Here is a 21465-nt window from a genome sequence, read left to right as displayed (position 1 = left end):
CTCTTCGAGCACCGTCCATGGCGGAGCGAACCTTCAGGCAGCGACTGCAGGACGGCGAGACGACCATCGGGACCTTCCAGATCATCGACTCGCCGATGGTCTCGGAGATCGTCGGGCTCTCGGGGATGGACTTCACCATCATCGACCAGGAGCACGGCCCGCTGACCGCGGAGTCGTCGGTGGGGATGTGCGCGGCGGCCGCGCAGGGCGGGGCCGCGCCGATCGTCCGCGTGCGCGAGAACACCGAGGGGGAGATACAGCGCGCGCTCGACGTCGGGGCGGCGGGCGTCGAGATACCGCAGATCGAGACCCGCGAGGACGCCGAGGCGGCCGTCGAACACGCGCGGTTCAGCCCGCTCGGCGGCCGCGGGCTCTCGCCGTACACCCGCGCCGCCGGCTACAACGGCGGCCCGGACTACACCGACACGCAGAACGAGGAGGTCACCGTTATCGTCCACATCGAGGGCGAGCGCGGCGTCGAGAACTTAGACGAGATCATGGCCGTCGAGGGGATCGACGTGCTATTCCTGGGACCGTACGACATGTCCCAGTCGATCGGCATCCCCGGACAGGTCAGACACGAGCGTGTCGAGGAGCTGATGGACGAGGTCTGCGAGCGGGCGGGCGAGGCGGGGAAGATCGTCGGGACGTTCGCCGACGACCCCGAGATGGCCCGCCGGTGGATCGACGTCGGCGCACAGTACATCGCGCTCCTGGAGGACGCGCCCATCCTGATGGACGCGCTGGCCGACAGGCGCGAGGCGATCGTCGACAGCGAGTAGGCCCGTCGTTCGTCGACTACCCTACTCGTAGGTGCGCCCGCCGTGGGCGTTCTCCTCGATGTAGTCCCAGTCGTACTCCACGCCGAGTCCGGGGCCGTCGGGGATCCCGACGGTCCCGTCCGAGTCGATGGAGTCGAGCTGGTCGTCGTAGCCGTCGAGGTAGACCGGCGGCGTCGTGTTGGCGGTCTCGGGGTGGACGAGGGCCATCTCGTAGTAGTTGGAGTTGCGGATCGCCGCCATGCAGTGACGCTGTGCGGGGCCGGGCGCGTGGAGTTCGACGTCGAGGCCGAACCCCTCGGCGACCCGGGCGCGCTTCATCGCGCCCGTGATCCCCGCGTCGTACTCGGGGTCGGCTCGGAGGAAGTCCGTCGACTCGGTGGCGGCGAAGTCCGTAAACGGCTCCAGCCCGCGGACGTGCTCGGTCTGGAGGATGGAGGTGTCGAGTTTCTGTCGGAGTTTGCGGTGGGCGTGCTGGGAGATGCCGGCGTCGCGGAACGGATCCTCGTACCAGTAGAACCCCTGCTCGTCGCAGGCCCGTCCCACGTCGAGCGCGTCCGCGAACGTCTCGATCTGGCAGGCGGGGTCGAGCATGAGGTCCATCTCCTCGCCGACCCGCTCGCCCACCGCGTGGACGGCGTCGACGATGCCGTCGGTGTCCCGCCAGTCGCCGTCCCAGACGTGGAGCTTGAACCCGGGGTAGCCCATCTCCAGACACTCCTCGGCGAAGTCGGCGTAGTCCTCCGGCGTCTCGAGGCCGCCGTGGCGGTCGCCGCCGAGCGTCGAGGCGTACGTCGGCAGCCGCTCGCGGTAGGTGCCGAGGAGTTCGTGGATGGGGGCGTCGTGGTACTTGCCGGCGAAGTCCCACAGCGCGATGTCAAGGGGCCCCATCCCCATCCGGTCGTACTTCCGGAGCGCGCGTTTCATCTCCGACCAGTGGCGTTCCCTGTCGAGGGGGTTCTTCCCGATCAGGTAGTCCGCGACCATGTGTACCTCGGCGAACGCGGGGGAGTTCCCGCCGACGTACTCGCCCGTGATCCCCTCGTCGGTGTGGACCTTCAGACCGAACAGTCGCCGCTCGGCGGTCTCACCCGGGTCGTAGGCGAGGCTGAAGCCGTTCGGTGCGGGGCCCATGTCCTCCAGGGGGTAGCCGAACTCGGTGCTCTCGATGCGGGTTATCTCCGGCGGCATGTCGGACCCACCGACGGCGGGGGGGTTGAAAAGCGTTCGGCGGTAGCGGGGCCGACCGAAGGGAGGCTCCGGAGAATCGAGCGGGGAGCGAAGCGACCCGCGAGAAGCGAGACGCGACCGGAGGGAGCGTCTCGGAGCGGCGAGCGGAGAACATCGTGAACCGCGAGAGAGAGGCCTGACCGCAGGGAAAGCCTCCGCGTGGCGAGCGGCGAGCGTCGGGAACCGTGAGTAGGTAAGACGCGAGCAACACGGCGATCGAGGCGAAAAAGACCGATAGGACGATCCGCGGGGTCGCCCGACTACCGGACGACGTCGGCGTGTACGGTTCCGACCGAGTCGACCTCGGCGCGGACCGAATCGCCGGGGCGGATGACGCCCGCGCCGGGCGTCCCCGTCGAGATGACGTCGCCGGGTTCGAGCGTCATCACCGAGGAGTGGAACGAGACGAGCTCGTGCGGCCGGAACAGCATGTTCGAGACGGTGTTCTCGGCGATCACCTCGTCGTCGACGACCGTCCGGACCTCGACGTCGTCGAGGTTCCCGATGGCGAGGTCGTCGTCGGGGACGACGATCCGCGGGCCGAACACGAGGAACGTGTCGAAGCTCTTCGAGCGCGTGAGGAACCGGGGGTTGCGCTCCAGGATGTCCTCGGCGGTCATGTCGATGACGGGGACGTACCCCGCGACGACCTCGTCGACGCGCTCCTCGGGTACGTCCCGACAGGTACGGCCGATGACGACGGCCAGTTCCGCCTCGGCGGTGACCCGGTCGGATATCTCGGCGGGCGGGAGCCGGATCGGTCCGCCGGGGCCCGTCGCGGCCGTCGCGGGCTTGAAGAAGCTCGCCGGCTCGTCGGGTCGGACCTCGTCGAGGTCAGTCGCGTGGTCGGCGTAGTTGAGGCCGATGCCGAACAGCTTGCCCGGCCGTTCAATGGGCGAGGCGAATCCGAGGTGCTCGGCTAGCCGCCGGGACGCGGTCGCCCCGTCGGGGTCCGGGAGCCCGTCGGGTGCGGCCCGGAGGGCGTCGTCGACGCTCCGGAGCGACGGGTCGGCCGTGTCGAGCGGGACGTACCCCTCATCGTCACCCAGCAGCGCCCGTCCGTCGGCGGAGCGGGCGAGGTAGCGCGCGCTCATTCGCGGTCGAGCCAGAAGTCGAACGACCGGCCGGGGGCGAACACGTCGATGCCGACCGCACGCTCGTCGCCCGTGTTCTCGACGCGGTGCGGCTCGTTCGATTCGAGGAGGACCGAGTCGTACGGGCCGAGTGTCACCTCGTCGTCCTCGGTGACGACGGTCAGCTCGCCCTCGGTGACGAGACAGACCTGTTCGTTCTCGTGGTCGTGCATCGGCGAGGAGTGTCCCGGCGGCTTCTCGAACCACTCGAAGCTGAACTGTTCGCTCCCGGCCATCGCGACCCGTCGCCATCCCTCCTCGGGTTCGTACGTCTCCGCATCGTCGAACTGCACTGGTTGCATGACGTCCTCACCACCGCACCCCTACGGAATGAATCTTGGCGTCTTCGACGCGAGGTTACCGATCGCGCCGAGTCCCGGACGCCGTACCGTTTCGAGCGTCGCGACGCCGCACCGGGTCCACAGAAGTGATCGCCGGTTACGTTACAGGTTCGCGCTCCCGTCGCCGCCGTCGATGACGATCGCCTGGCCATTGATGTAGCCCGAGAGCGGCGAGGAGAGGAACGCGACGGTGTTGCCGAGCTCCATCGGGTCGCCGATCCGTTCGAGCGGGATCCCCTCGCCCCGTGCCGCGAGCCCCTCCTCGTAGGAGTCGTACTCGCCGCGCTCGACCGACTGCTCGACCAGATCCTCGATGCGCGGGGTCTCGTGGACCCCCGGGAGGACGGCGTTCGCCCGGATGTCGGGGCCGAACTCCTTCGAGAGGGTCTTCTCCAGGCCGATGACGCTCATCCGCACGGAGTTGGACAGGACGAGCGAACTGATCGCCTCCTTCACCGATCGCGAGGTGATGTTCACGATGGTGCCGGTGTCGCCCTCCCGGAGGTGGGGTTCGGCCTCGCGGGCGAGCCTGACGACGCTCATCACGAGCAGGTCGTAGGCGTCGTACCAGTCCTCGTCGGTCGTCTCGAGGAACGGGCCGGAGGGGGGGCCGCCGGCGCTCGTGACGAGGTGATCGAGGCCGCCGAACTCCTCGACGGTCGCCTCGACCAGCGCCTCGATGTCGGCCGCCTCGGTCAGATCGCCCGAGACGGTCACCACGTCGCCGGTCGCCTCCTCGCGGATCTCCTCGGCCGCCGCCTCCAGTCGGTCCTCGTCCCGGCCGTTGACGACCACGTTCACTCCTTCCCTGGCGAGCGCCGTCGCCGACGCCTTGCCGAGGCCGCTGCTCGATGCCGTTACCAGCGCCGCGTTCCCCTCGATGTCGAGGTCCATAGCGGGCCTGCGAGGTCGACCCTCAAAAGGGTTGACGTATGGGATCGATGGGCCGGGCCGCAGGGAGTATCGTAGCCAGCCGGGGGGTTCGACCCGTGGGCGTGCGTCCAGTGGTGCGATCCTCGACGGAGGATCTATGACCACCTACGATACTCGCCATCATTCGACGGGCTCGAACCGCGCCTCGCCGTCCTCGAAGGTCAGCCGCGACCGGCCGACGACCTCGACGTGTTCCGGAGCACTGCGGGCCAGTGCTGGCGAGACGCGGAACTCCGAGAGGTGACCCGTGTCGCGTATCCAGGCGATGCGCGCCTCCTCGGGGTCGTACGGGCCGACCCCCGAGACGGCCGCGGCGAGCCCGAGTTCGTCGTTCGGGAGCGCGAGCGGGAGCCGCGCCTTCGAGAACGACGAACTCGTCAGCGCGTTCGCGTACACCTGATCCAGGTCGAGTTCCTCGACCACGTCGACGGTGGTGAGGTCCGCGAGGCCGATCCCCTGACCGTTGCCGTGGGTGGCCTCGGTCAGCCCGAGGACGAGGATACGCTTTATATCGGGTGACTCGGGCTCCTCGGCGTTGAGCACCTCGTACCGACCGATGACGTTCGTGTCCATCCCCGCCCCGGAGACGTCCTTGCCGATCTCCTCGACGACCAGTACGTCGAGTTCGTCGTAGGGGAGCGTCGGCATGTACTCGTAGGCGCGTTCGAGCAGGGCGGTCTCGGCCTCGGGGAGGTCGCTCGCGGGGACGCCCTCGACCTCCGCCGTTCGGTCCTCGAAGTTCTCGACGATGGCGACGCCGCCGAGCAGGTCCACCTCCCTGCGGACGACCTCGAACGCCGCCCCGAGGACGGGGACGTACCCCTCGACGAGCGCCCGCTCGTGGATCGCGCTCGCGCCCTTCTGCTTCCCGAGACCCACCGTGGACATCTTCGTGAGGCCGCTCTCGAACGGCCCAGTGAAGTTTGTGTGGGCCTTCACCCGGTTGACGACCATCACGGCGTCGGCTTCGAGGGCTGCGACACCGAACCGGACGGGCTGGCCCAGTTCGGACTCGCCGAGCACGACCGTCTCCATCCGGGCATCGATGGGACAGCCGAGTGACTCCTCGGTGATTCCCATCGCCGCGAGCACCTCGCGCTGGCCCTCGGCGGTCGCCCCGCCGTGGCTCCCCATCGCGGGGACGACCACCGGCGAGAGGCCGTGCTCGTCGAGTCGTCCGACCACGGCCTCGACGATCGGCACGAGGTCGGTGATCCCGCGGCTCCCGACCCCGACCGCCACGGACGCACCCGCCGGCAGGGCGTCGACGGCGAGCGCGTCGACCGCCTCGCGGGCCGCCCCGGGCGTATCTTCGAGTTCGGGCGTCGGCGGATCGTAGCGGACGTCGTGAAAGTGCGGGAACTCGACGGGGTCGAGCACTCCCGAGATCGTCGCTTCGTCGGGGAACTCCATGGCCGGGGCTCGGCGGTGAGGCGCATAAACCCAGCGCGGGCCGACCGCACCGGCTCCCGGATCCCGCGGCATGCGAGTGAGGGCTAGCGAAACTAAGGGGATGGCCGCACGCTCACCACACATGTCGCTTCGAGTGGACGGTGAGGACCGGTGAGCGGGACAGACCCGGACGTGCTCGTGCTCCGGCGGGGCGCCCACGGGATGTCGACCGAGACGTACGCCGAGGAGCTCCGCGAGCGGCTCCCCGACCACGAGGTCGTCAGGGCGAGGACGCCGGCCGAGGAACGCGAACTCGTCGCGAGAGCGCCCGTCGCGACCGGCCACGGGCTCGACGACGGGCTGGTCGAGCGCGCGGCAGAACTGCGGATGTTCGCGTGTGCCGCCGCCGGCTACGACCACCTCCCGCTCGACGAGCTGGAGGAACGGGACGTCGTGGTGACGAACGCCTCGGGGGTCCACGGCCCCAACATCGCCGAGCAGGTGATCGGGTCGATACTCCTGTTCAGCCGCAACCTCCACGAGGGCGTCCGTCGGAACGAGCGGTCGGAGTGGCGTCACTACCAGGCCCACCCCACCGAGCTGGGCGACTCGACGGTCACGGTCGCGGGACTCGGGGCAATCGGGCAGGCCGTCGTCGAGCGGCTACGACCGTTCGGTCCCCGGGTCCTCGGCGTCCGCTACACGCCCGAGAAGGGCGGGCCGACCGACGAGGTGTTCGGATTCGACGAGGCCTCGTTCCACGAGGCCCTCGCCGAGACGGACTACCTCGTGCTCGCCTGTCCGCTGACCGAGACGACCCGCGGGCTCGTCGACGGGGCGGCGCTGGATACGCTCTCGCCGGAGTCGGTCGTCGTGAACGTCGGGCGGGGGCCCATCGTCGAGACGGACGCGCTGCTGGACGCGCTCCGGGACAACGGGATCCGGGGGGCGGCACTCGACGTGACGGATCCGGAGCCGCTCCCCGCGGACCACGAGCTCTGGGGGATGGGCAACGTCGTCGTCACGCCGCACAACTCCGGACACACGTCGCAGTACTACGCCCGGCTGGCGGAGATCGTGGCCGGGAACGTCGCGCGGGTCGAGACCGGCGCGCTCGATGACGTCGAGAACAGGGTCCGGTAACGGGACGACGGGAAGATCCGGGGATATCGGGGTCCGGCGGGTCGACCGGCCGCGCTCTGCAAGGTTTATAGGTGCGAGCGCACCTATCTGGAGTATGGCTCACGGCCCCGATGCGGTGCACGAACTCATCGAGGAGTCGGGGTGGTCGTACCCGGTCTCCGTCCGGCGGCTCGAACGCGAGCACGCCCTCGCGAACGTCCAGCTCGACGAGAAGGGTAACTCGACGATGCTCTCGGAGCTGTTCGCGCACGGTGACCTCGACCGGTTCGAGAGCCGGAGCGACCTCGAAGAGAAGGTCGGGGATCTCGTCGAACAGGAGCTCGCGGCCCGCGAGACGGGACTGTTCGGGCGTATCAAACGGACGTTCCTCCGGCGCTGACCATGAACAAACTCAGGGGCCTCTCGCTCGGCGGTGGGGTACTCCTCCTGGTGGCGAGCGGCTGGGCCCTCCTTCGGTATCCTGGGTGGGTCTCGTTCGCGGTGGCCGCGGCGCTGGCGCTCGTGGTGATGGTGTTACCGACGGTCCTGGCACACGGGAAGCTCTGGACGCGGCGCGGCTGGCGACAGTTGCGGGCCGTCAGATCGGGCGACGGACAGCGCGACGCGACGTACGTCTCCGAGTCGAGGGTCGATGACCCGGACGCCGAGCTGGCGGCCATCGCCGACGCGGTCCGCGACGCGGAGGGTTTCGACGGGGTACGTCACGAGGAGTTCAGCGACGGCGACGGGCTGATCGTCACCCACGCGGGCTTTCACAGCTCGTTCGTCCGTCTGACCCGTCATGGCCACCTCGCGGTGACCGGGGCCTCGAAGCGGACCCGACGGCTCGTCGACGTCATCGAATCCGTGCGATCCCACTCGCTGACCGACCGGACGAACAACCCGCTTCGCCGCCCCGACCGGGTCCAGGGTGCCCCCCGCGTGTTCCTGGGCGTGTTCCTCGTCGCGCTCCTCGTCGTCGGTGCCGGTGCCATCGTGAACGGGGCCTACCCGGCCGACGCGTACACCTCGGGGGAGAAGGCGGTGCTCGTCACCATCGACGCCCGGGCCGACGTCGTCCCCGGCGTCTCGGGGACGGACGCGGCCCTCTCGAAGGCGGGGTTCCTCGTCGGTGCGCTCGGCGAGGAGGCCGTCGAGGTCAGGTGGGAGTCGAACAACACCACCCGACTGGTCGAGCACGGCCAGCAGTCGCTACGGATGAGCGAGGACGTGCGCGACCTGCTCTCCGAGGCGCGGGACGGGTCGCTCACATCGGCGCAGGCGGCCCGGGCCGATCGAATCGAGGCGAACCTCCACGAGGCCGAGGCGGCGATCGCGACGGCGCTCACCCGGCGTATCGAGCGGGACACACGGGGGACGGACGAGCTTCTGGCCACGCGCGACGCCCTCCGGCGCGCGGCCGACCGGCCCGTCTGAACCCGTCAGCGGCGGGTGGGCCCCCGGTCGACGGAAAAGGCTTTCAACCAGGTCCGTGTGCGACGAGCACACATGGAGATAACGGAGGTAGAGGCGTTTCCGATCTCGATACCGCTGGACAGCCCCGTGTCGTTCGCGACGCGGACACTCGAACGACGCGATCACGCCATCGTCTACGTGCGCACCGACGAGGGCCACGAGGGGCTCGGCTACTCGCTGGGCTACGGTGGCGCGCCACTGGTCGCCGACGCGGTCTCGGATCTCCTCGAGCCGATGCTGGTCGGCGAGGACCCCCGCGACACCGAGCGTCTCTGGCGCGAGATGTTCGACGGGACGGTCCAGATCGGACGCAAGGGCGTTCTGGTCCGGGCGATCTCCTGTGTCGACCTCGCGCTCTGGGACATCAAGGCCAAGGCCGCGGGGATGTCCCTCGCCAAACTCCTCGGCGGCGGTACCGAGCCGATACCGGCGTACGCCTCGGGCGGATACTACCGCGAGGGCAAGGGGCTCTCGGGGCTCCGCGAGGAGATGGAGACCTACGTCGACCGCGGCCACGACGTCGTGAAGATGAAGGTCGGTCGGCTCTCCGTCGAGGAGGAGGTAGAGCGGGTCCGGACCGTCCGCGAGGCCATCGGCCCCGACCGGACGCTCCTGATGGACGCCAACGGCAAGTGGAAGAACAAGCAGGAGGCGGTCCGGGCCTGCCGGGCGTTCGGCGAGTACGACCCCTACTTCATCGAGGAGCCGGTGATGCCCGACTCCGTCGACCTGATGCGGGAGGTCAACGAGGCGCTCGACTACCCGGTCGTCGCGGGCGAACTCGAGTTCTCGCGCTACGGCTTCGCCGAACTCCTCCGCGAGGGGGCGGTCGAGATCGTCCAGCCCGACGTCACGGTGGTCGGCGGCGTCACCGAGTGGCTGAAGGTCGCCAACACCGCCGCCTCGTTCGACGTCCCCGTCGCCCCCCACTACAACTGGGACCTCCACGTCCAGCTGCTCGCGGCCACCGAGAACGCGCTCTGGGCGGAGTACTTCTACCGCGACTCGGACGTCAAATCCTTCGACGACGTGGTCGACAACCCCCTCACGCCCGAGGACGGGGCCATCGAGATCCCCGACCGTCACGGCCACGGCGTGACACTCGACCGCGACGCGCTCGAGGAGTACCGGATCTAGAGCGATTTCGGTCCGTCTCGCCCTCACGCGGGACGGACGGGGTTAGGAGAGGACGGAGATAGACGGTCCTTTCAGAAGACAGCGCCGCAGCTCGGGCACGTGTCCGCCTCGCGGCCGACCTCGGACCTGCAGTTGTTGCAGTACCGCCTCGACCCGGTCATGAGCCGCCGTCCGACCGGGCGTTCGTGCTCGGACCCGAGCTCGGCCCCACACTCGCCACAGTAGTTCGACGAATCGTCGTGTTCCGACGAGCAGGCGGGACAGACGCGGATCGGCTCCGGCTCCGGTTCCGGCCCGTCATCGGGCCGACCGTTCGTCACCAGGGCGACCAGTCCGTAGAGGAGGGCACCGAAGGGACCGGTGAACAGGGTCAGGACGGCCCAGAATCCGCCGTGGTGACCCCGTCTGCTCGCGTCGATGGCGACGGCGAACGCGACCATCCCCCAGACGAATAGGACGAGGACCAGCTCACCGGCCATACGTCCTGCTTCCGGGTGAGGGACAAAAACCCCGGCTTCGGTCCCTGGTCGTGTTCGTCCGGGGAGGACCGGGGCGTGAGCGCTCACTCCTACCCGTATTTCCGCTCCCCCTCCCCCCTCGACACCCGAACCCAAACGCATACAACACCCCCCGTAAACGACTACCATACCGCGATGAGAGACTATTCCAACCACGCGACCAACCGCGGCGAGGGCCGCGACGTGGAGATTACGGACATCGAGACCTGCGTGATCAAGGGCAACTTCGAGTGGAACCTCGTCCGCGTCCACACGGACGCTGGCGTCGTCGGCGTCGGCGAGTCCTACCGGGGCGGGGGTGTCACCGATATCATGGAGTACATGAAGCGGTTCCTCATCGGCGAGAACCCGCTCGACGTCGAGCGGCTGTTCCGCCGGATGGTCCAGGAGACCTCGGGCCACAGCGGGACGACCGGAAAGGTCGTCACCGCCGCCTCCGGCATCGAGATCGCCCTCTGGGACGTCGCGGGCAAGATACTCGGCCTGCCCGTCTACCAGCTCCTCGGGGGGAAGTACCGCGACGAGGTCCGCATCTACTGTGACTGTCATGCCGGCGAGGCGTTCGCGCTCGAACACGGCTACCACTCCCCCGCGAGCGACGACGCCTACGCGGTCGAGGCGTACGCCGAGGCCGCCGAGGAGGTCGTCGACGAGGGCTTCACCGCACTCAAGTTCGACCTCGACCAGCCGTTCGACAACCACCCCGACCCGTACAACGGGCGGGTGTCGAACGGGGCCATCGAGCGCAAGCGCGAGACCGTCGAGGCCATCCGGGACGCCATCGGCTACGACATCGACCTCGCGTTCGACATCCACTGGGACTACACGCTCGACAGCGCCAAGCGGGTCTGCCGGAAGCTCGAGCCGTACGACCTCATGTGGCTCGAGGACCCCGTCCCGCCGGAGAACATGGAGGCCCAGCGCGAGGTGACCCGCGCGTCCGAGGTTCCGATCGCGACCGGCGAGAACCGCTTCCGCGTCCACGAGTTCAAGGACCTCCTCTACGAGTTCGGGGTCGACATCGTCACCCCCGACCCGACCACGTGCGGCGGGCTCGCCGAGTCGCGGGCCATCGCCAACCGCGCCGAGGAGAACTACATCGCCTTCTCGCCGCACAACGTCTGTGGCCCCATCGGGACGATGGCCTGCGTCCATCTCGGCGCGTCGGTCCCCAACTTCGACGTGCTAGAGTACCACGCCCGCGACGTCGACTGGTGGGACGACCTCCACGACCACGACGACCCGCTCATCGAGGACGGCTACATCGAGGTGCCCGAGACGCCCGGGCTCGGGATCGACCTCGACGACGACGTGGCGCGCGAGCACCTCCACGACCCCGGCACGATGTTCGGGTAGACGGGTTCGGTCGGCGGAGGAGACGAAAACGTCGAGGCGTTCACCCCCGCGGGTCCGTTCACGGGGTCGGAAACCCGCCGCCGTGGTCGAGAACCGAAAACCGTTTGTAGGCGCTTTGGGAGTCCCCACCACAGCACCATGACGTTCCACGTCACCGTCGAGTACGATCGACGCAAGCCCGGAGAGGAGGTCATCGAGGGCCTCGAACCCCTGTACGAGGACCCCGACGTCGAGATATCCTACCTCGCGCGCGATCGCGGGCCGGAACTCACGCCCGAGGATCTCGAAGGGGCCGACGCGTACGTCTCGTACGCCCACACCCTGAACGGTGCGTCGCTCGAGGGGGTCGAGTCGCTGAAGATCGCCACCCGCTCGGGTGCGGGCTACGACAACTTCGACCTCGACGCCATGACCGAACACGGCGTCATCGCGACCCACGCGCCCCAGGGACCGACGGCCTCGGCCGCCCAGGCGGCGACCGGGATGATCATCTCCTGTGCCCACAACTTCCCCCGGCTGGAGCACGAACTCAGGACGAACGGCTGGGAGGGGCGCGTCCCCGAGAACTACGGGTTCGAACTCCAGAGCGCTACCCTCGGATTCGTCGGGATGGGCCTCATCGGCGGGAAGGTGCTCTCGAACCTCTCGGCGTTCCGGGCCGACGGGCTCGAGGCGCAGGTGTACGACCCCTACATGTCCGAGGGGCGGGTCGCGGAGCTCGGCGTCGAGAAGGTCGACCTCGACACCTTGCTCGAGACCTCGGATATCGTCACGATACACGTCCCCCTGACGAGCGAGACCCACCACATGCTCGGTACGGAGGACTTCGAGCGGATGCAGGACTCGGCGTACCTCGTCAACACCTCCCGCGGGGGCATCTACCCGGACGAGGAACTGGCGGCGGCCCTGGAGGCGGGCGAGATCCGGGGGGCCGCAATCGACGTCTTCGAGGGCGAACCCGACGTCGAGGGGAACCCGCTACTCGACATCGAGGACATCCACCTCACGCCCCACGTCGCGGGTGTCACCCACGACGCCGTCAGGCACATGCACGAACTCATGGCCGAGTCGATAGTGAACCTCAAGAACGGAGAGTCGCCGATCAACGTGCTGAACCCGCCGGCCTACGAGACGGTCACCGGCGAGGCACTCCCCGAGGAGAGCTACTCCCCTTCGTTCCGGGGCTAATCGGGGGAACCGGAACCGCGAGTTCAGCTCAGCGCGAGAAGTCCGAGACCTCCTCTTCGAGCCGACCGACGTGCTCGTTGTACCAGTTGTTGATGACGCGGGTGTCCGTGCTGAGGTTGAAGTCCCGCACGCCCCGGTCGAGGTAGTCGGCGGCCTCCTCGGGGTGGTTGATCTCGGCGCGCGGGGCCACGCCCATGTCGAGCGCGGTGTCGATGGTCGTCTGTGCGGCCTCCTTGACCTCGGGGGCGTCGTACTCGCCGGGCTTGCCGATGCTGAGCGAGTAGTCCGCGGGGCCGAACTGCACCATGTCGATCTCGCCGATCTCCAGGATCTCCTCCAGGTTCTCGACGGTCTCCTCCTTCTCGACCATGATCGCGATTACGGCGTCCTCGCACCACTCGACGACCTCGCCGGGCGAGGCGTAGCCGCCGACGTAGCCGTTTCGCCGGTCGGAGCGGACGCCGTTGTCCCACTCCGGTTCGGGCCGGACGGCGGCGACCGCCTCCAGTGCGTCCTCGACGGTCCGGACGTCGGCAAAGAGGATGTTCTGGATGCCGGCGGCCATCGCGCGCTGGGCCGTGAACGCCCGCGACTCGGCGTCGACCTTGATCATCATCGACAGGTCGGACAGTTCGGCCGCCCGCGCCATGTTCTCCATGTCACGCAGGTCGTACGGCGCGTACTCGGCGAGGAACTCCACGTAGTCGAACCGCTCGGTCTGTCCGAGTATCTCGAGGAGTCCCGGCCACTGGTTCTGCATCCGCGTCCCGATACTGATCTCGTCGCTCTCGATCCGCTCTCTGAGGCGGTTCCGTTTCGTGTTCGACACGGCCCGCGGTCCGTCAGGCCCCGACTAAACTCTTCCGCCACGGAGGGTCCGGTGGCACTCGACGCCGCCACCCGGGCCACCCACCCCCACCGTTTATGTTACGGACTACCGAGACGAGGGTATGCGCGCAGCAGTCCTGCGGGAGTACGGCGAACCGCTCGACATCACGGACGTGGAGCGCCCGAGCGCGGCCGAACACGGCGTCGTGGTCGACGTCGAGACCTGCGGCATCTGCCGGAGCGACTGGCACGGCTGGCAGGGCGACTACCAGGGGATGGACCTCATCGGCCAGGTTATGGGCCACGAGCCGGCCGGCACGGTGATCGAAGTGGGAGAGGAAGTCGAGGAGTTCCGGGAGGGCGACGAGGTGGTCGTCCCCTTCCGCATCGCGGACGGGAGCTGTTCGCGCTGTCGCAACGGCCACACCCACGTCTGCGAGAACGGCCCGTCGCTCGGGTTCCACGAGTCCGTCCCGGGGGCGTTCGGCGAGGAGATCCACTCGCCGTGGGCCGACGTGAACCTCAGCATGCTCCCCGACGGGGTCGACCCGGTCGAGATGGCTGGACTAGGCTGCCGGTTCATGACCTCCTTTCACGCCCTGGCCCACCGCGCGGACGTCTCGGCCGGGGACTGGGTGGCCGTCCACGGCTGTGGCGGCATCGGCCTCTCGGCGGTCGACGTCGCGACGGCGCTCGGCGGGAACGTCGTCGCGGTCGACCTCGACGACGAGAAACTCGACCTGGCGCGTGACCTCGGCGCGGTGGCGACCGTCAACGCCCGCGACGTCGAGGACGTGCCCAAGGAGGTGCGCGACGTCACCGACGGCGGGGCAGACGTCTCCGTCGACGCGCTCGGCATCGCCGAGACGTGTCAGAACTCGGTCGCCTCGCTCGACTACTTCGGCCAGCACGTCCAGATCGGACTCACGACGAAGGAGGAGGGCGGCCACGTCTCGCTGCCGACCGACGAGATGGTCCGCAAGGAGCTCGAGTTCATCGGCTCCTACGGCATGCAGCCGACCCGCTACGACGAGATATTCAGCATGGTCGAGCACGACCGTATTCATCCTGCCGACCTCGTCTCGAAGCGGGTCTCCCTCGACGACCTCAACGACCGTCTGGAGGCGATGACCGACTTCGAGACCCAGGGGATCGAGGTCATCACCGAGTACTGATACGGACGGTTGTAACGACTTTCCGGTGATCGCCCGGACGGGATCGGCGATCACCGGTAAAAGACTACAACCGCCCGTATGAATCCCGACGCCCCCGCGGTCGCCGGAGGCGTCCGGTTCGCCCCCGACGTACCGGAGAACGCCTCATCGAACGGTAACACTTTACACCGTGCCCCCGGCGATGCGACCGGATGGGCTCGGACGGCGGACGGGAGGTGGATACGGGATACGACGGGTTGCGTCGTCGTCTGCGGCGGATCGGGGACGACCACGCCGTGGCGGTCATGCTCGGTATCCCCCTCCTCGTACTGCTCGCCCTGTTCGTCTACCCCCTGCTCTGGATGCTCTACCAGTCGATGTGGGTGACCGTCCCCGGGCTCGAACACCGCATCGACCCGGCGTACAACTACGGGCGGGTGCTCACGTCCAGTGACTTCTGGGGGAGCCTGCGCCGGACCCTCCTCTACAGCCTGGGGTCGTTCTCGGTGTCGTTCACCGGCGGGCTCTTCTTCGCGCTACTGCTCAACCGCGTCCGTCGTCGTCGGCTCCGGGCGGCCTACCTTGCCGGCCTCACGGCCACGCTGGCGGTCCCGGTGTCCATCGCCGCCCTCACGTGGCGTACGGTGCTCGCCGACGAGGAGGCCGCGCTCCTGAACGCGGTGCTGATGGATCTCGGGCTCGTGACCGAGCCGATCGCCTATCTCCAGATCGGGTGGCTGGCGCTCCCGCTCGTGGCCTTCATCGACGGGTGGGTCAGGATGCCGCTCGCGCTGCTCGTGTTCCTCGCCGGGCGGCAGGGCATCCCCACCCGGCTGTACGAGGCGGCCAGGATAGACGGTGCCACGACGGGTCAGATGTTCCGTCACGTCACCCTCCCGCAGCTCCGGCCGTACGTGGCCACGGTCGTCCTGCTCCTCTGGGCGTCCGCGTTCCAGGCGTTCTCCGCGGTGTGGGTGCTGACCGACGGCGGCCCGATCTTCCGGACCCGGACGATCGCGCTCTACGTCTACGAGGTCGGTATCCTCTACCTCGACTTCGGACGGGGAGCGGCCGTCTCCGCGTCGCTCGCGGCCATCACGGTGGTCGTGACGGCCGTCTACGTCCGACGGTTTATCGACACCGGGTGACGTGGATCGGATCCGCCCGACATCCAGTGACGCCGGTTGGACAGTCCATCACGTGACCGAGGGATCCGATCGTGCGGACGTCGCCGTCGGCTCGTGGTCATCGTCGAGGGATGTCTCCCGTCCCGGCCGGAGGACAAACGCCGCGCGGGGCCCGGTAACCAGTTCACGTGCGGTGCCGGAACCGGGACAGGGTGGTCCGGAATACTTCGGATGCTCAGGCTCTGAGCGCCGTCCCGGGCGTCTCGCCGGTCACCGACCCGTCCCGGATGACGAACTCGCCGTCGACGAGGACGTGCTCGATACCACGGGGGTACCGCGCCGGATCGTCGTAGTCGGCGTCGCTACCGACGACCAGCGGGTCGAAGACGGTCATGTCGGCGTCCATCCCCTCCCGGACGAGCCCCTTCGACTCCAGCCCCACGATACGTGCGGGGAGCGACGTCATCTTCCTGACCGCCTCCTCCAGGGTGAGGAGGTTCTCCTCGCGGACGTACCGACCGAGCACCCGCGGGAAGGTGCCGTACACCCGGGGGTGGGGCCGGCCACCGAACAGTCCGTCCGAAGCGACGGCGACCCGCTCGTTCGCCATGATCGCCCGGACGTCCGCCTCGCTCATCGCGTGGACGAACATGTTGACCGCCATCTCCTCCTCGACGAGGAGGTCACAGACCGTGTCGACGGGGTGGACGTCGCGCTCGTCGGCGATCTCGCTCACGCGCATCCCCTCGTAGCCCTTGTTGGGCCCCTCGGCGACGTCGGTGACCTCGACGTTCTCCCAGCCGATCGCCCCGGCGTTGTTGTTCCAGCCGTCGATGCGCCACTCCTCGATGTCGCGTCTGATCCGCTCGCGGGCTCCCTCGTCGCGGAGTCGCGACATCGTCTCCTCTCGGCTCCCGGCGTGGACCCACGGCGGTAGAACCGCCGAGAGGACCGTGTTGCCCGCGGTGTAAGGGTACTGCTCGGCGGTGAAGTCGATCCCCCGCTCGCGGCAGGCCTCGATGAAGGCGTTGGCGCGGTCGGCCTTCCCGTGCTGGGCGTGCCCCGAGAGCTTGTAGTGCGAGAGGTGGACCGGCACGCCCGCCTCGGCTCCCACGTCGGCGAACTCGTCGAGCGCCTCCCAGATCCCCGCCCCTTCGCTACGGATGTGGGCGACGAACGGCCGGCCGTACGGCCCCAGTCGCTCCGCGAGCGTCCGGACCTCTTCGGTATCCGAATTGACCTGCGGCGGGTAGACGAGTCCGGTCGAAAACCCGAGCGCTCCCTCGTCGAGTGCCTCGGTCACGAGGTCGGCCATCGCCTCGAGTTCGCTTTCGTCCGGAGCGCGTTCCGACAGCCCGAGAACCTCGAAGCGGACCGTCCCGTGGCCGACGAGCGTCCCGAAGTTCTGAGCGGTCCCCGACTCCTCGATGGCGTCGAGGTAGTCGCCGACCGATCCCCAGGTCCACTCGCGCCCGGTCGTCCCGTTCAGGGCGCTGAGGTGCTCCTCCCACTCGGTCGCGCCGCCCTCGCGGTAGATCGGTGCCATCGAGAAGCCGTCCTGGCCGAGGACCTCCGTGGTGACCCCCTGGCGGACCTTCGCCGGGAGCGTCGACTCCTCGAACAGGCGGAGGTCCGAGTGGACGTGGAGGTCGACGAACCCGGGTGCCAGGACGGAGCCGTCGAGATCGACCGTCTCGGCCGCGTCCGGGGCGGCGGCGCTCCCCCGTTCGACCGCCTCGATACGCCCGTCGACGAGCGCGACCGATCCGCGGAACCACGGGGCACCCGTCCCGTCGACGATGCGGGCGTTCCGGAGAAGGACGTCGGCTGTCATGCTCGCGTCTATCCGCGGTGTGGTAAAAAGGCAGGGGGTGAGAGTGGGCCGCTCGACTGCCAATCGTCGGATGGGTCACTGCCGTCGTCGTGCCCGTTCAGCGCCGCCCGACGGCCTCGCGCAGGAACTCGAGGTTCGCCGCCGCGTCGGCGACCGGATCGCCGCGGTGGACGGTCTCGAGGACGAGCCAGCCCTCGTATCCGAGCCCGTCGAGCGCGACGGCGAACCCCTCGAAGTCGACCTCGCCAGCCCCGAGCATCGCGTCCCCCGAGCTATCGACGGAGTCCTTCACGTGCATCGAGGCGACCGACTCGCCGATCAGGTCGAACTCCCTCGCGGGATCGTAACCGAACCACGTCGAGTTGCCGATATCGTAGTACACGCCGACCGCGGGCGAGTCGATGGCGTCGAGCATCGCGCGGTCCGTCTCGGGGGGCAGGCTGGTCTCCAGCGCGAGCGTCACGCCCGCGTCCTCGGCGACCGGGGCGAGGTCGCGGACGGCGTCGACCACGCGCTCGCGGTCGGCCTCGTCCTCGATCTCGGCGTCGTAGAAGAACGGGACGAGGATCGCCGTCGACCCGAGGTCGGCGGCGGCCTCGATCAACCCTTCGACGTCGGCGGCGACGGCCGCGCGTTCGGCCTCGTCGCTCGATTTCAGTCCCGGGCGGCAGTTGAGGTAGCTCGGACAGACCGAGGGCAGGGCGATTTCGTGCCTCTCGGCCGCCTCCTGCACCCGCTCTCTGCCCTCGGGCGTCCAGAGGTCGTCCTCGTAGACGTCGATCCCGTCGAGGTCGAGCACCATCCCCGATTCCTCGTCCACGCGGTGTATCCCGTCGGGGACGACCAGTTCGACGCCGTCGAAGCCGAGCTCCGCGGCGCGCTCGATCCCGGTCACCTTGTCGCAGCCGAGGACGTCCTGCGAGGTGGCGAACTGCATACCCCGCCCGCTCGGGCCGGGCTGATATAGCTGGCCCCGACCGCCCCCACTATCCCTCGAACTCGACGGCGAGGACGGAGGCCGCGGGAACCTCGACCGCGGCGGTCGCCCCGTCGAGATCGACCGACCGCTCGACGGGCGCGAAGTCCTCCGCGTCCTCGGCCGTCGCGTGACTCTCGGGTGCCTGTCCGTCGAACGCGCCCCTCGCGCTCGCGGTACCGGGATCGGTCTCCAGTTCGATGCGGACCTCGCGGGCGTCGAGCGCCCGGTTGCTCAGCGTGACGAAGACGCCCACCTCGTTCCGGGAAGCGGACGCGCTGAGCAGGGTGACCTCCTCGGTATCCCCGTCGACCGCGACCTCCCGCCCGTCCGTTTCGACGTCCGTCCGGAGCGCTTCGCTCCCCATGTGCGGCCGGTAGAGGTCGAACACCTGGTAGGTCGGCGTCGGCCAGGCGTCGGTCTCGTCCGTCCGGACGAGACACTGGAGGACGTTGATCGTCTGTGCGAGGTTTGCCATCGTCACCACGTCCGCGCGGGCGTTCAGGTCGTCGAGGACGCCGGCCGCTGAGAGGGCGTCGCGGACCGTCCCGGTCTGTTCGAGGCCGTTCGCGGGGACGGCCTCGGGGTGCCAGACGCCCCACTCGTCGACGATGACCCCGACGCTCCCCGGCGGGACGAACTCCTCTATCACCTGTGCGGCGCGGTCGACGTCCCGGCCGACCTCGCCCGCGCGGGCGAGTAGTCGAAAGTGCTCCTCCTCGTCGAAGTCGACCGCGTCGCCGGCCTCGTAGTAGCGGTGGACGGAGAGGTGATCGAGCAGTTCGTAGCCGCCGATCTCGGCGATGGCCCCGCTCTCGCCGAGCGTCTCCATGAACCGCCGGTTCCAGTCGGGGTCGTTGTCCCCGCAGGCGACGAGTTCCAGGCATCGCTCGCCGAGCACGCGCTCGAACGCCCGGAGGTAGTTCGCGTATCGGCGGTACTCCAGCGCGTAGCTCTCGGGGTCGTACCGGCCGCCACAGCCCCAGTTCTCGTTGCCGACGCCCCACCAGCGCACGTCGTGTGGCTCCTCGCGGCCGTTCTCGCGACGCATCCGCGCGTGCTCCGTGTCGCCGTCGTGGTTGCAGTACTCCGCCCAGTCGACCAGCTCCCCCGGAGAACCGCTCCCGACGTTCCCCGCGAGGTAGGGCTCGGCCCCGATCTCGCGGCAGACGCGGAGGAACTCCTCGGTGCCGAAGGCGTTCGACTCCTCCCACTCGTCCTCGCGGCCCTGGGCCCACCAGAGGCTCCGGCGGCGCGGTCGTTCCTCGCGGGGACCGACGCCGTCCTCCCAGTGGTAGTCGTCGGCGAAGCAGCCGCCGGGCCACCGGAGGACGGGGAGTTCGAGATCGGAGAGCAGCGAGAGCGTGTCCGTCCGGACGCCGTCCTCGGTCTCCACGCGGTCGTCGTCGCCGACCCAGAGGCCGCCGTAGATACAGCGGCCGAGGTGTTCGGCGAAGTGGCCGTAGATCTCGGGGGCGATGCGCCCCACGGGGTCGTCCGCCCGGACGCGGATCGTGTCGGTCATCGCTCCACCCGGTAGCGCTCGACGGCGTCCTCGTCGACGGTCACACCGAGCCCAGGCTCGCTGGGGACCTCCAGCGTGCCACCCGTCGGGTCGAACGGCTCCTCGAGCAGCTCGTCGCGCAGGGGGTTGGGCGAGCGGTCGAACTCGAACAGGAACGGCCCGGGCTCGTTCTCGACGTGCGGGTAGGCGGGGAGACTCGCGGCGTACTGGAGGGCCGCCGCGACCCCGACGCCGGCGTTCCAGACGTGCGGTCTGACGGCGACGTTTCGCGTCGTGGCGAGCTTGGCGATCACCCGCGACTCGGAGAACCCGCCCGCACGACAGAGGTCCGGCTGGACCACGTCGACGACGTCGAGGAGCCGGTCGAACTCGAAGCGGCTGTAGTGGGCCTCTCCCGCCGCGATCGGGACGTCGACGCGCTCACGGAGGTAGCGATACCCCTCGAAGTCCTCGGGCGGGATGGGCTCCTCGAACCACGTCAGGTCGTAGGGGGCCAGCGCCTCCGCCGAGCGGACCGCCTGTTTCGGGCGGTAGTTCCCGTTGCAGTCGACCATGATCCGCGCGTCGTCGCCCATGACCTCCCGGGCCGCCGCGACCCGCTCGACGTCGTCCTCGACCGAGCGGCCGATCTTGAGCTTCGCGGCGGCGAACCCCTCGTCGACCGCCTCGCGGATCGACTCGGCCGGGTCCTCGCCCCACTCGGTGATGTACGCCGTCGAGGCGTAGGGGACGATCTCCCGGCTCCCGTCGCCCCCGAGCAGTCGATAGATCGGTTCGCCGGCCTCCTTCCCCAGGATATCCCATAGCGCGATGTCGACGGCCGAGAGCGCACACTGGGTCAGCGCACCGCGGGCGACGTGGTACGCGCCGGCGTAGAGCCGCTCCGCGAGCGTCTCGATCTCGTGGGGGTCCCGCCCCTCGACGTGCGGGCAGACGACCTCGTCGACGACGGTCGCCACCGACCGCGGCGGCGCGAGCGCCTCGCCCCACCCGACAGTCCCGTCCGCCGTCTCGACGCGGACCAGCGTCGCACTACGCGCAGTCGCTAGCCCTCTCGCGTGGCCGAACGACCGACCCTCCTCTAGGGGGTGTGAGAGTGGTATCGCCGCTACCGAACGGACCTGCATATCCCCCGTCCCACCCCGGTGGTGATAAGTGATTGTGCACGACACGGTGACGGGGACGCCGACCGTCGGTTAGGCCGGGGTCACTTCCTGGACGCGGCTGTTACAGTCCACACACAGTCGCCGCTGCTCCTCGTACTGTCGGCCGCAGGTCGAGCACTCGTAGAGCGGTCCCTCCTCCGTGTCGCTGTCGCCGCCCATCAGGCGCCTGAGCGAGTCGGTCAGTCCCATTGGTGGATACCCCTCTCGTGTTCGCATTGTGGGGTGATAACAGTATGCATTGTAGGGGTGA

21 protein-coding genes are annotated in these 21465 nt (G+C 69.0%); 9 read left to right on the top strand and 12 right to left on the bottom strand.

The window, feature by feature from the left end; genetic code table 11:
* The first annotated feature begins 17 nt into the window (after positions 1–17).
* Positions 18–782, top strand: a complete 765-nt coding sequence (locus tag WDJ58_RS16100) for an HpcH/HpaI aldolase family protein (protein ID WP_338914298.1) — start codon at positions 18–20, stop codon at positions 780–782.
* Between the two features lie 21 nt (positions 783–803).
* On the opposite strand, the gene WDJ58_RS16095 is transcribed toward WDJ58_RS16100, so the two are convergent.
* From WDJ58_RS16095 to WDJ58_RS16075, 5 genes are all read right to left on the bottom strand, one after another.
* Positions 804–1970 (bottom strand): enolase C-terminal domain-like protein, encoded by a 1167-nt coding sequence (locus tag WDJ58_RS16095; protein ID WP_338914297.1) that lies wholly within the window; start codon positions 1968–1970, stop codon positions 804–806.
* Positions 1971–2269: 299 nt separating this feature from the next.
* Positions 2270–3103: a fumarylacetoacetate hydrolase family protein gene (locus WDJ58_RS16090; RefSeq protein WP_338914296.1), complete on the bottom strand. Its 834-nt coding sequence runs from the start codon at positions 3101–3103 to the stop codon at positions 2270–2272.
* Positions 3100–3444 (bottom strand): cupin domain-containing protein, encoded by a 345-nt coding sequence (locus WDJ58_RS16085; RefSeq protein WP_338914295.1) that lies wholly within the window; start codon positions 3442–3444, stop codon positions 3100–3102. The genes WDJ58_RS16090 and WDJ58_RS16085 overlap by 4 nt, the downstream gene beginning before the upstream one ends.
* 141 nt (positions 3445–3585) lie before the next feature.
* Positions 3586–4377: an SDR family oxidoreductase gene (locus WDJ58_RS16080; protein WP_338914294.1), complete on the bottom strand. Its 792-nt coding sequence runs from the start codon at positions 4375–4377 to the stop codon at positions 3586–3588.
* Between the two features lie 159 nt (positions 4378–4536).
* Positions 4537–5829 carry a DUF362 domain-containing protein gene (locus WDJ58_RS16075; RefSeq protein ID WP_338914293.1) on the bottom strand — a complete coding sequence of 431 codons (1293 nt, stop codon included), beginning with the start codon at positions 5827–5829 and terminating at the stop codon, positions 4537–4539.
* Between the two features lie 150 nt (positions 5830–5979).
* Between WDJ58_RS16075 and WDJ58_RS16070 the strand changes: the two genes are divergently transcribed.
* The 4 genes from WDJ58_RS16070 to WDJ58_RS16055 all read left to right on the top strand — a co-directional run bounded on the left by WDJ58_RS16070 (position 5980) and on the right by WDJ58_RS16055 (position 9543).
* A complete protein-coding gene (locus WDJ58_RS16070; RefSeq protein ID WP_380661038.1) occupies positions 5980–6951 on the top strand; it encodes a D-2-hydroxyacid dehydrogenase in 972 nt (323 codons plus the stop codon).
* Positions 6952–7045: 94 nt separating this feature from the next.
* Complete coding sequence (locus WDJ58_RS16065; RefSeq protein ID WP_338914292.1) at positions 7046–7330, top strand: hypothetical protein; 285 nt, start codon at positions 7046–7048, stop codon at positions 7328–7330.
* Between the two features lie 2 nt (positions 7331–7332).
* Entirely contained in the window at positions 7333–8367 is a 1035-nt protein-coding gene (locus WDJ58_RS16060; protein ID WP_338914291.1) for a hypothetical protein, read from the top strand.
* A 72-nt stretch (positions 8368–8439) separates the two neighbouring features.
* Positions 8440–9543, top strand: coding sequence for a mandelate racemase/muconate lactonizing enzyme family protein (locus WDJ58_RS16055; protein WP_338914290.1), 1104 nt, complete (start codon positions 8440–8442; stop codon positions 9541–9543).
* 71 nt (positions 9544–9614) lie between these two features.
* Here the strand turns inward: WDJ58_RS16055 and WDJ58_RS16050 are convergent, their stop codons facing one another.
* Positions 9615–10022 (bottom strand): double zinc ribbon domain-containing protein, encoded by a 408-nt coding sequence (locus WDJ58_RS16050; protein ID WP_338914289.1) that lies wholly within the window; start codon positions 10020–10022, stop codon positions 9615–9617.
* Positions 10023–10196: 174 nt separating this feature from the next.
* On the opposite strand from WDJ58_RS16050, the gene WDJ58_RS16045 reads away from it, so the two are divergent.
* Together WDJ58_RS16045 and WDJ58_RS16040 are read left to right on the top strand one after the other, a co-directional pair.
* A complete protein-coding gene (locus WDJ58_RS16045; RefSeq protein ID WP_338914288.1) occupies positions 10197–11417 on the top strand; it encodes a mandelate racemase/muconate lactonizing enzyme family protein in 1221 nt (406 codons plus the stop codon).
* Between the two features lie 138 nt (positions 11418–11555).
* Positions 11556–12605, top strand: a complete 1050-nt coding sequence (locus WDJ58_RS16040; RefSeq protein WP_338914287.1) for an NAD(P)-dependent oxidoreductase — start codon at positions 11556–11558, stop codon at positions 12603–12605.
* Between the two features lie 28 nt (positions 12606–12633).
* Here the strand turns inward: WDJ58_RS16040 and WDJ58_RS16035 are convergent, their stop codons facing one another.
* Positions 12634–13434: an HpcH/HpaI aldolase family protein gene (locus WDJ58_RS16035; protein ID WP_338914286.1), complete on the bottom strand. Its 801-nt coding sequence runs from the start codon at positions 13432–13434 to the stop codon at positions 12634–12636.
* Positions 13435–13555: 121 nt separating this feature from the next.
* On the opposite strand from WDJ58_RS16035, the gene WDJ58_RS16030 reads away from it, so the two are divergent.
* Complete coding sequence (locus WDJ58_RS16030; RefSeq protein WP_338914285.1) at positions 13556–14608, top strand: zinc-dependent alcohol dehydrogenase family protein; 1053 nt, start codon at positions 13556–13558, stop codon at positions 14606–14608.
* 191 nt (positions 14609–14799) lie between these two features.
* Positions 14800–15735 carry a carbohydrate ABC transporter permease gene (locus WDJ58_RS16025; protein ID WP_338914284.1) on the top strand — a complete coding sequence of 312 codons (936 nt, stop codon included), beginning with the start codon at positions 14800–14802 and terminating at the stop codon, positions 15733–15735.
* A 214-nt stretch (positions 15736–15949) separates the two neighbouring features.
* Here the strand turns inward: WDJ58_RS16025 and WDJ58_RS16020 are convergent, their stop codons facing one another.
* The 5 genes from WDJ58_RS16020 to WDJ58_RS16000 all read right to left on the bottom strand — a co-directional run bounded on the left by WDJ58_RS16020 (position 15950) and on the right by WDJ58_RS16000 (position 21404).
* The gene (locus WDJ58_RS16020) at positions 15950–17548 is read right to left on the bottom strand and encodes an N-acyl-D-amino-acid deacylase family protein (protein ID WP_338914283.1); all 1599 of its coding nucleotides are present in this window, start codon (positions 17546–17548) and stop codon (positions 15950–15952) included.
* A 97-nt stretch (positions 17549–17645) separates the two neighbouring features.
* Complete coding sequence (locus WDJ58_RS16015; protein WP_338914282.1) at positions 17646–18485, bottom strand: sugar phosphate isomerase/epimerase family protein; 840 nt, start codon at positions 18483–18485, stop codon at positions 17646–17648.
* 49 nt (positions 18486–18534) lie between these two features.
* The gene (locus tag WDJ58_RS16010; RefSeq protein ID WP_338914280.1) at positions 18535–20049 is read right to left on the bottom strand and encodes an alpha-N-arabinofuranosidase; all 1515 of its coding nucleotides are present in this window, start codon (positions 20047–20049) and stop codon (positions 18535–18537) included.
* Complete coding sequence (locus WDJ58_RS16005) at positions 20046–21176, bottom strand: mandelate racemase/muconate lactonizing enzyme family protein (protein WP_338914279.1); 1131 nt, start codon at positions 21174–21176, stop codon at positions 20046–20048. The genes WDJ58_RS16010 and WDJ58_RS16005 overlap by 4 nt, the downstream gene beginning before the upstream one ends.
* A 69-nt stretch (positions 21177–21245) precedes the next feature.
* Positions 21246–21404, bottom strand: a complete 159-nt coding sequence (locus tag WDJ58_RS16000; protein WP_338914278.1) for a hypothetical protein — start codon at positions 21402–21404, stop codon at positions 21246–21248.
* Between the last annotated feature and the right edge of the window lie 61 nt (positions 21405–21465).

The organism is Salinirubellus litoreus (genome assembly GCF_037335815.1).
Classification (GTDB): Archaea; Halobacteriota; Halobacteria; order Halobacteriales; family Haloarculaceae; genus Salinirubellus; species Salinirubellus litoreus.
This window is presented reverse-complemented; position numbering and strand designations above follow the sequence as displayed.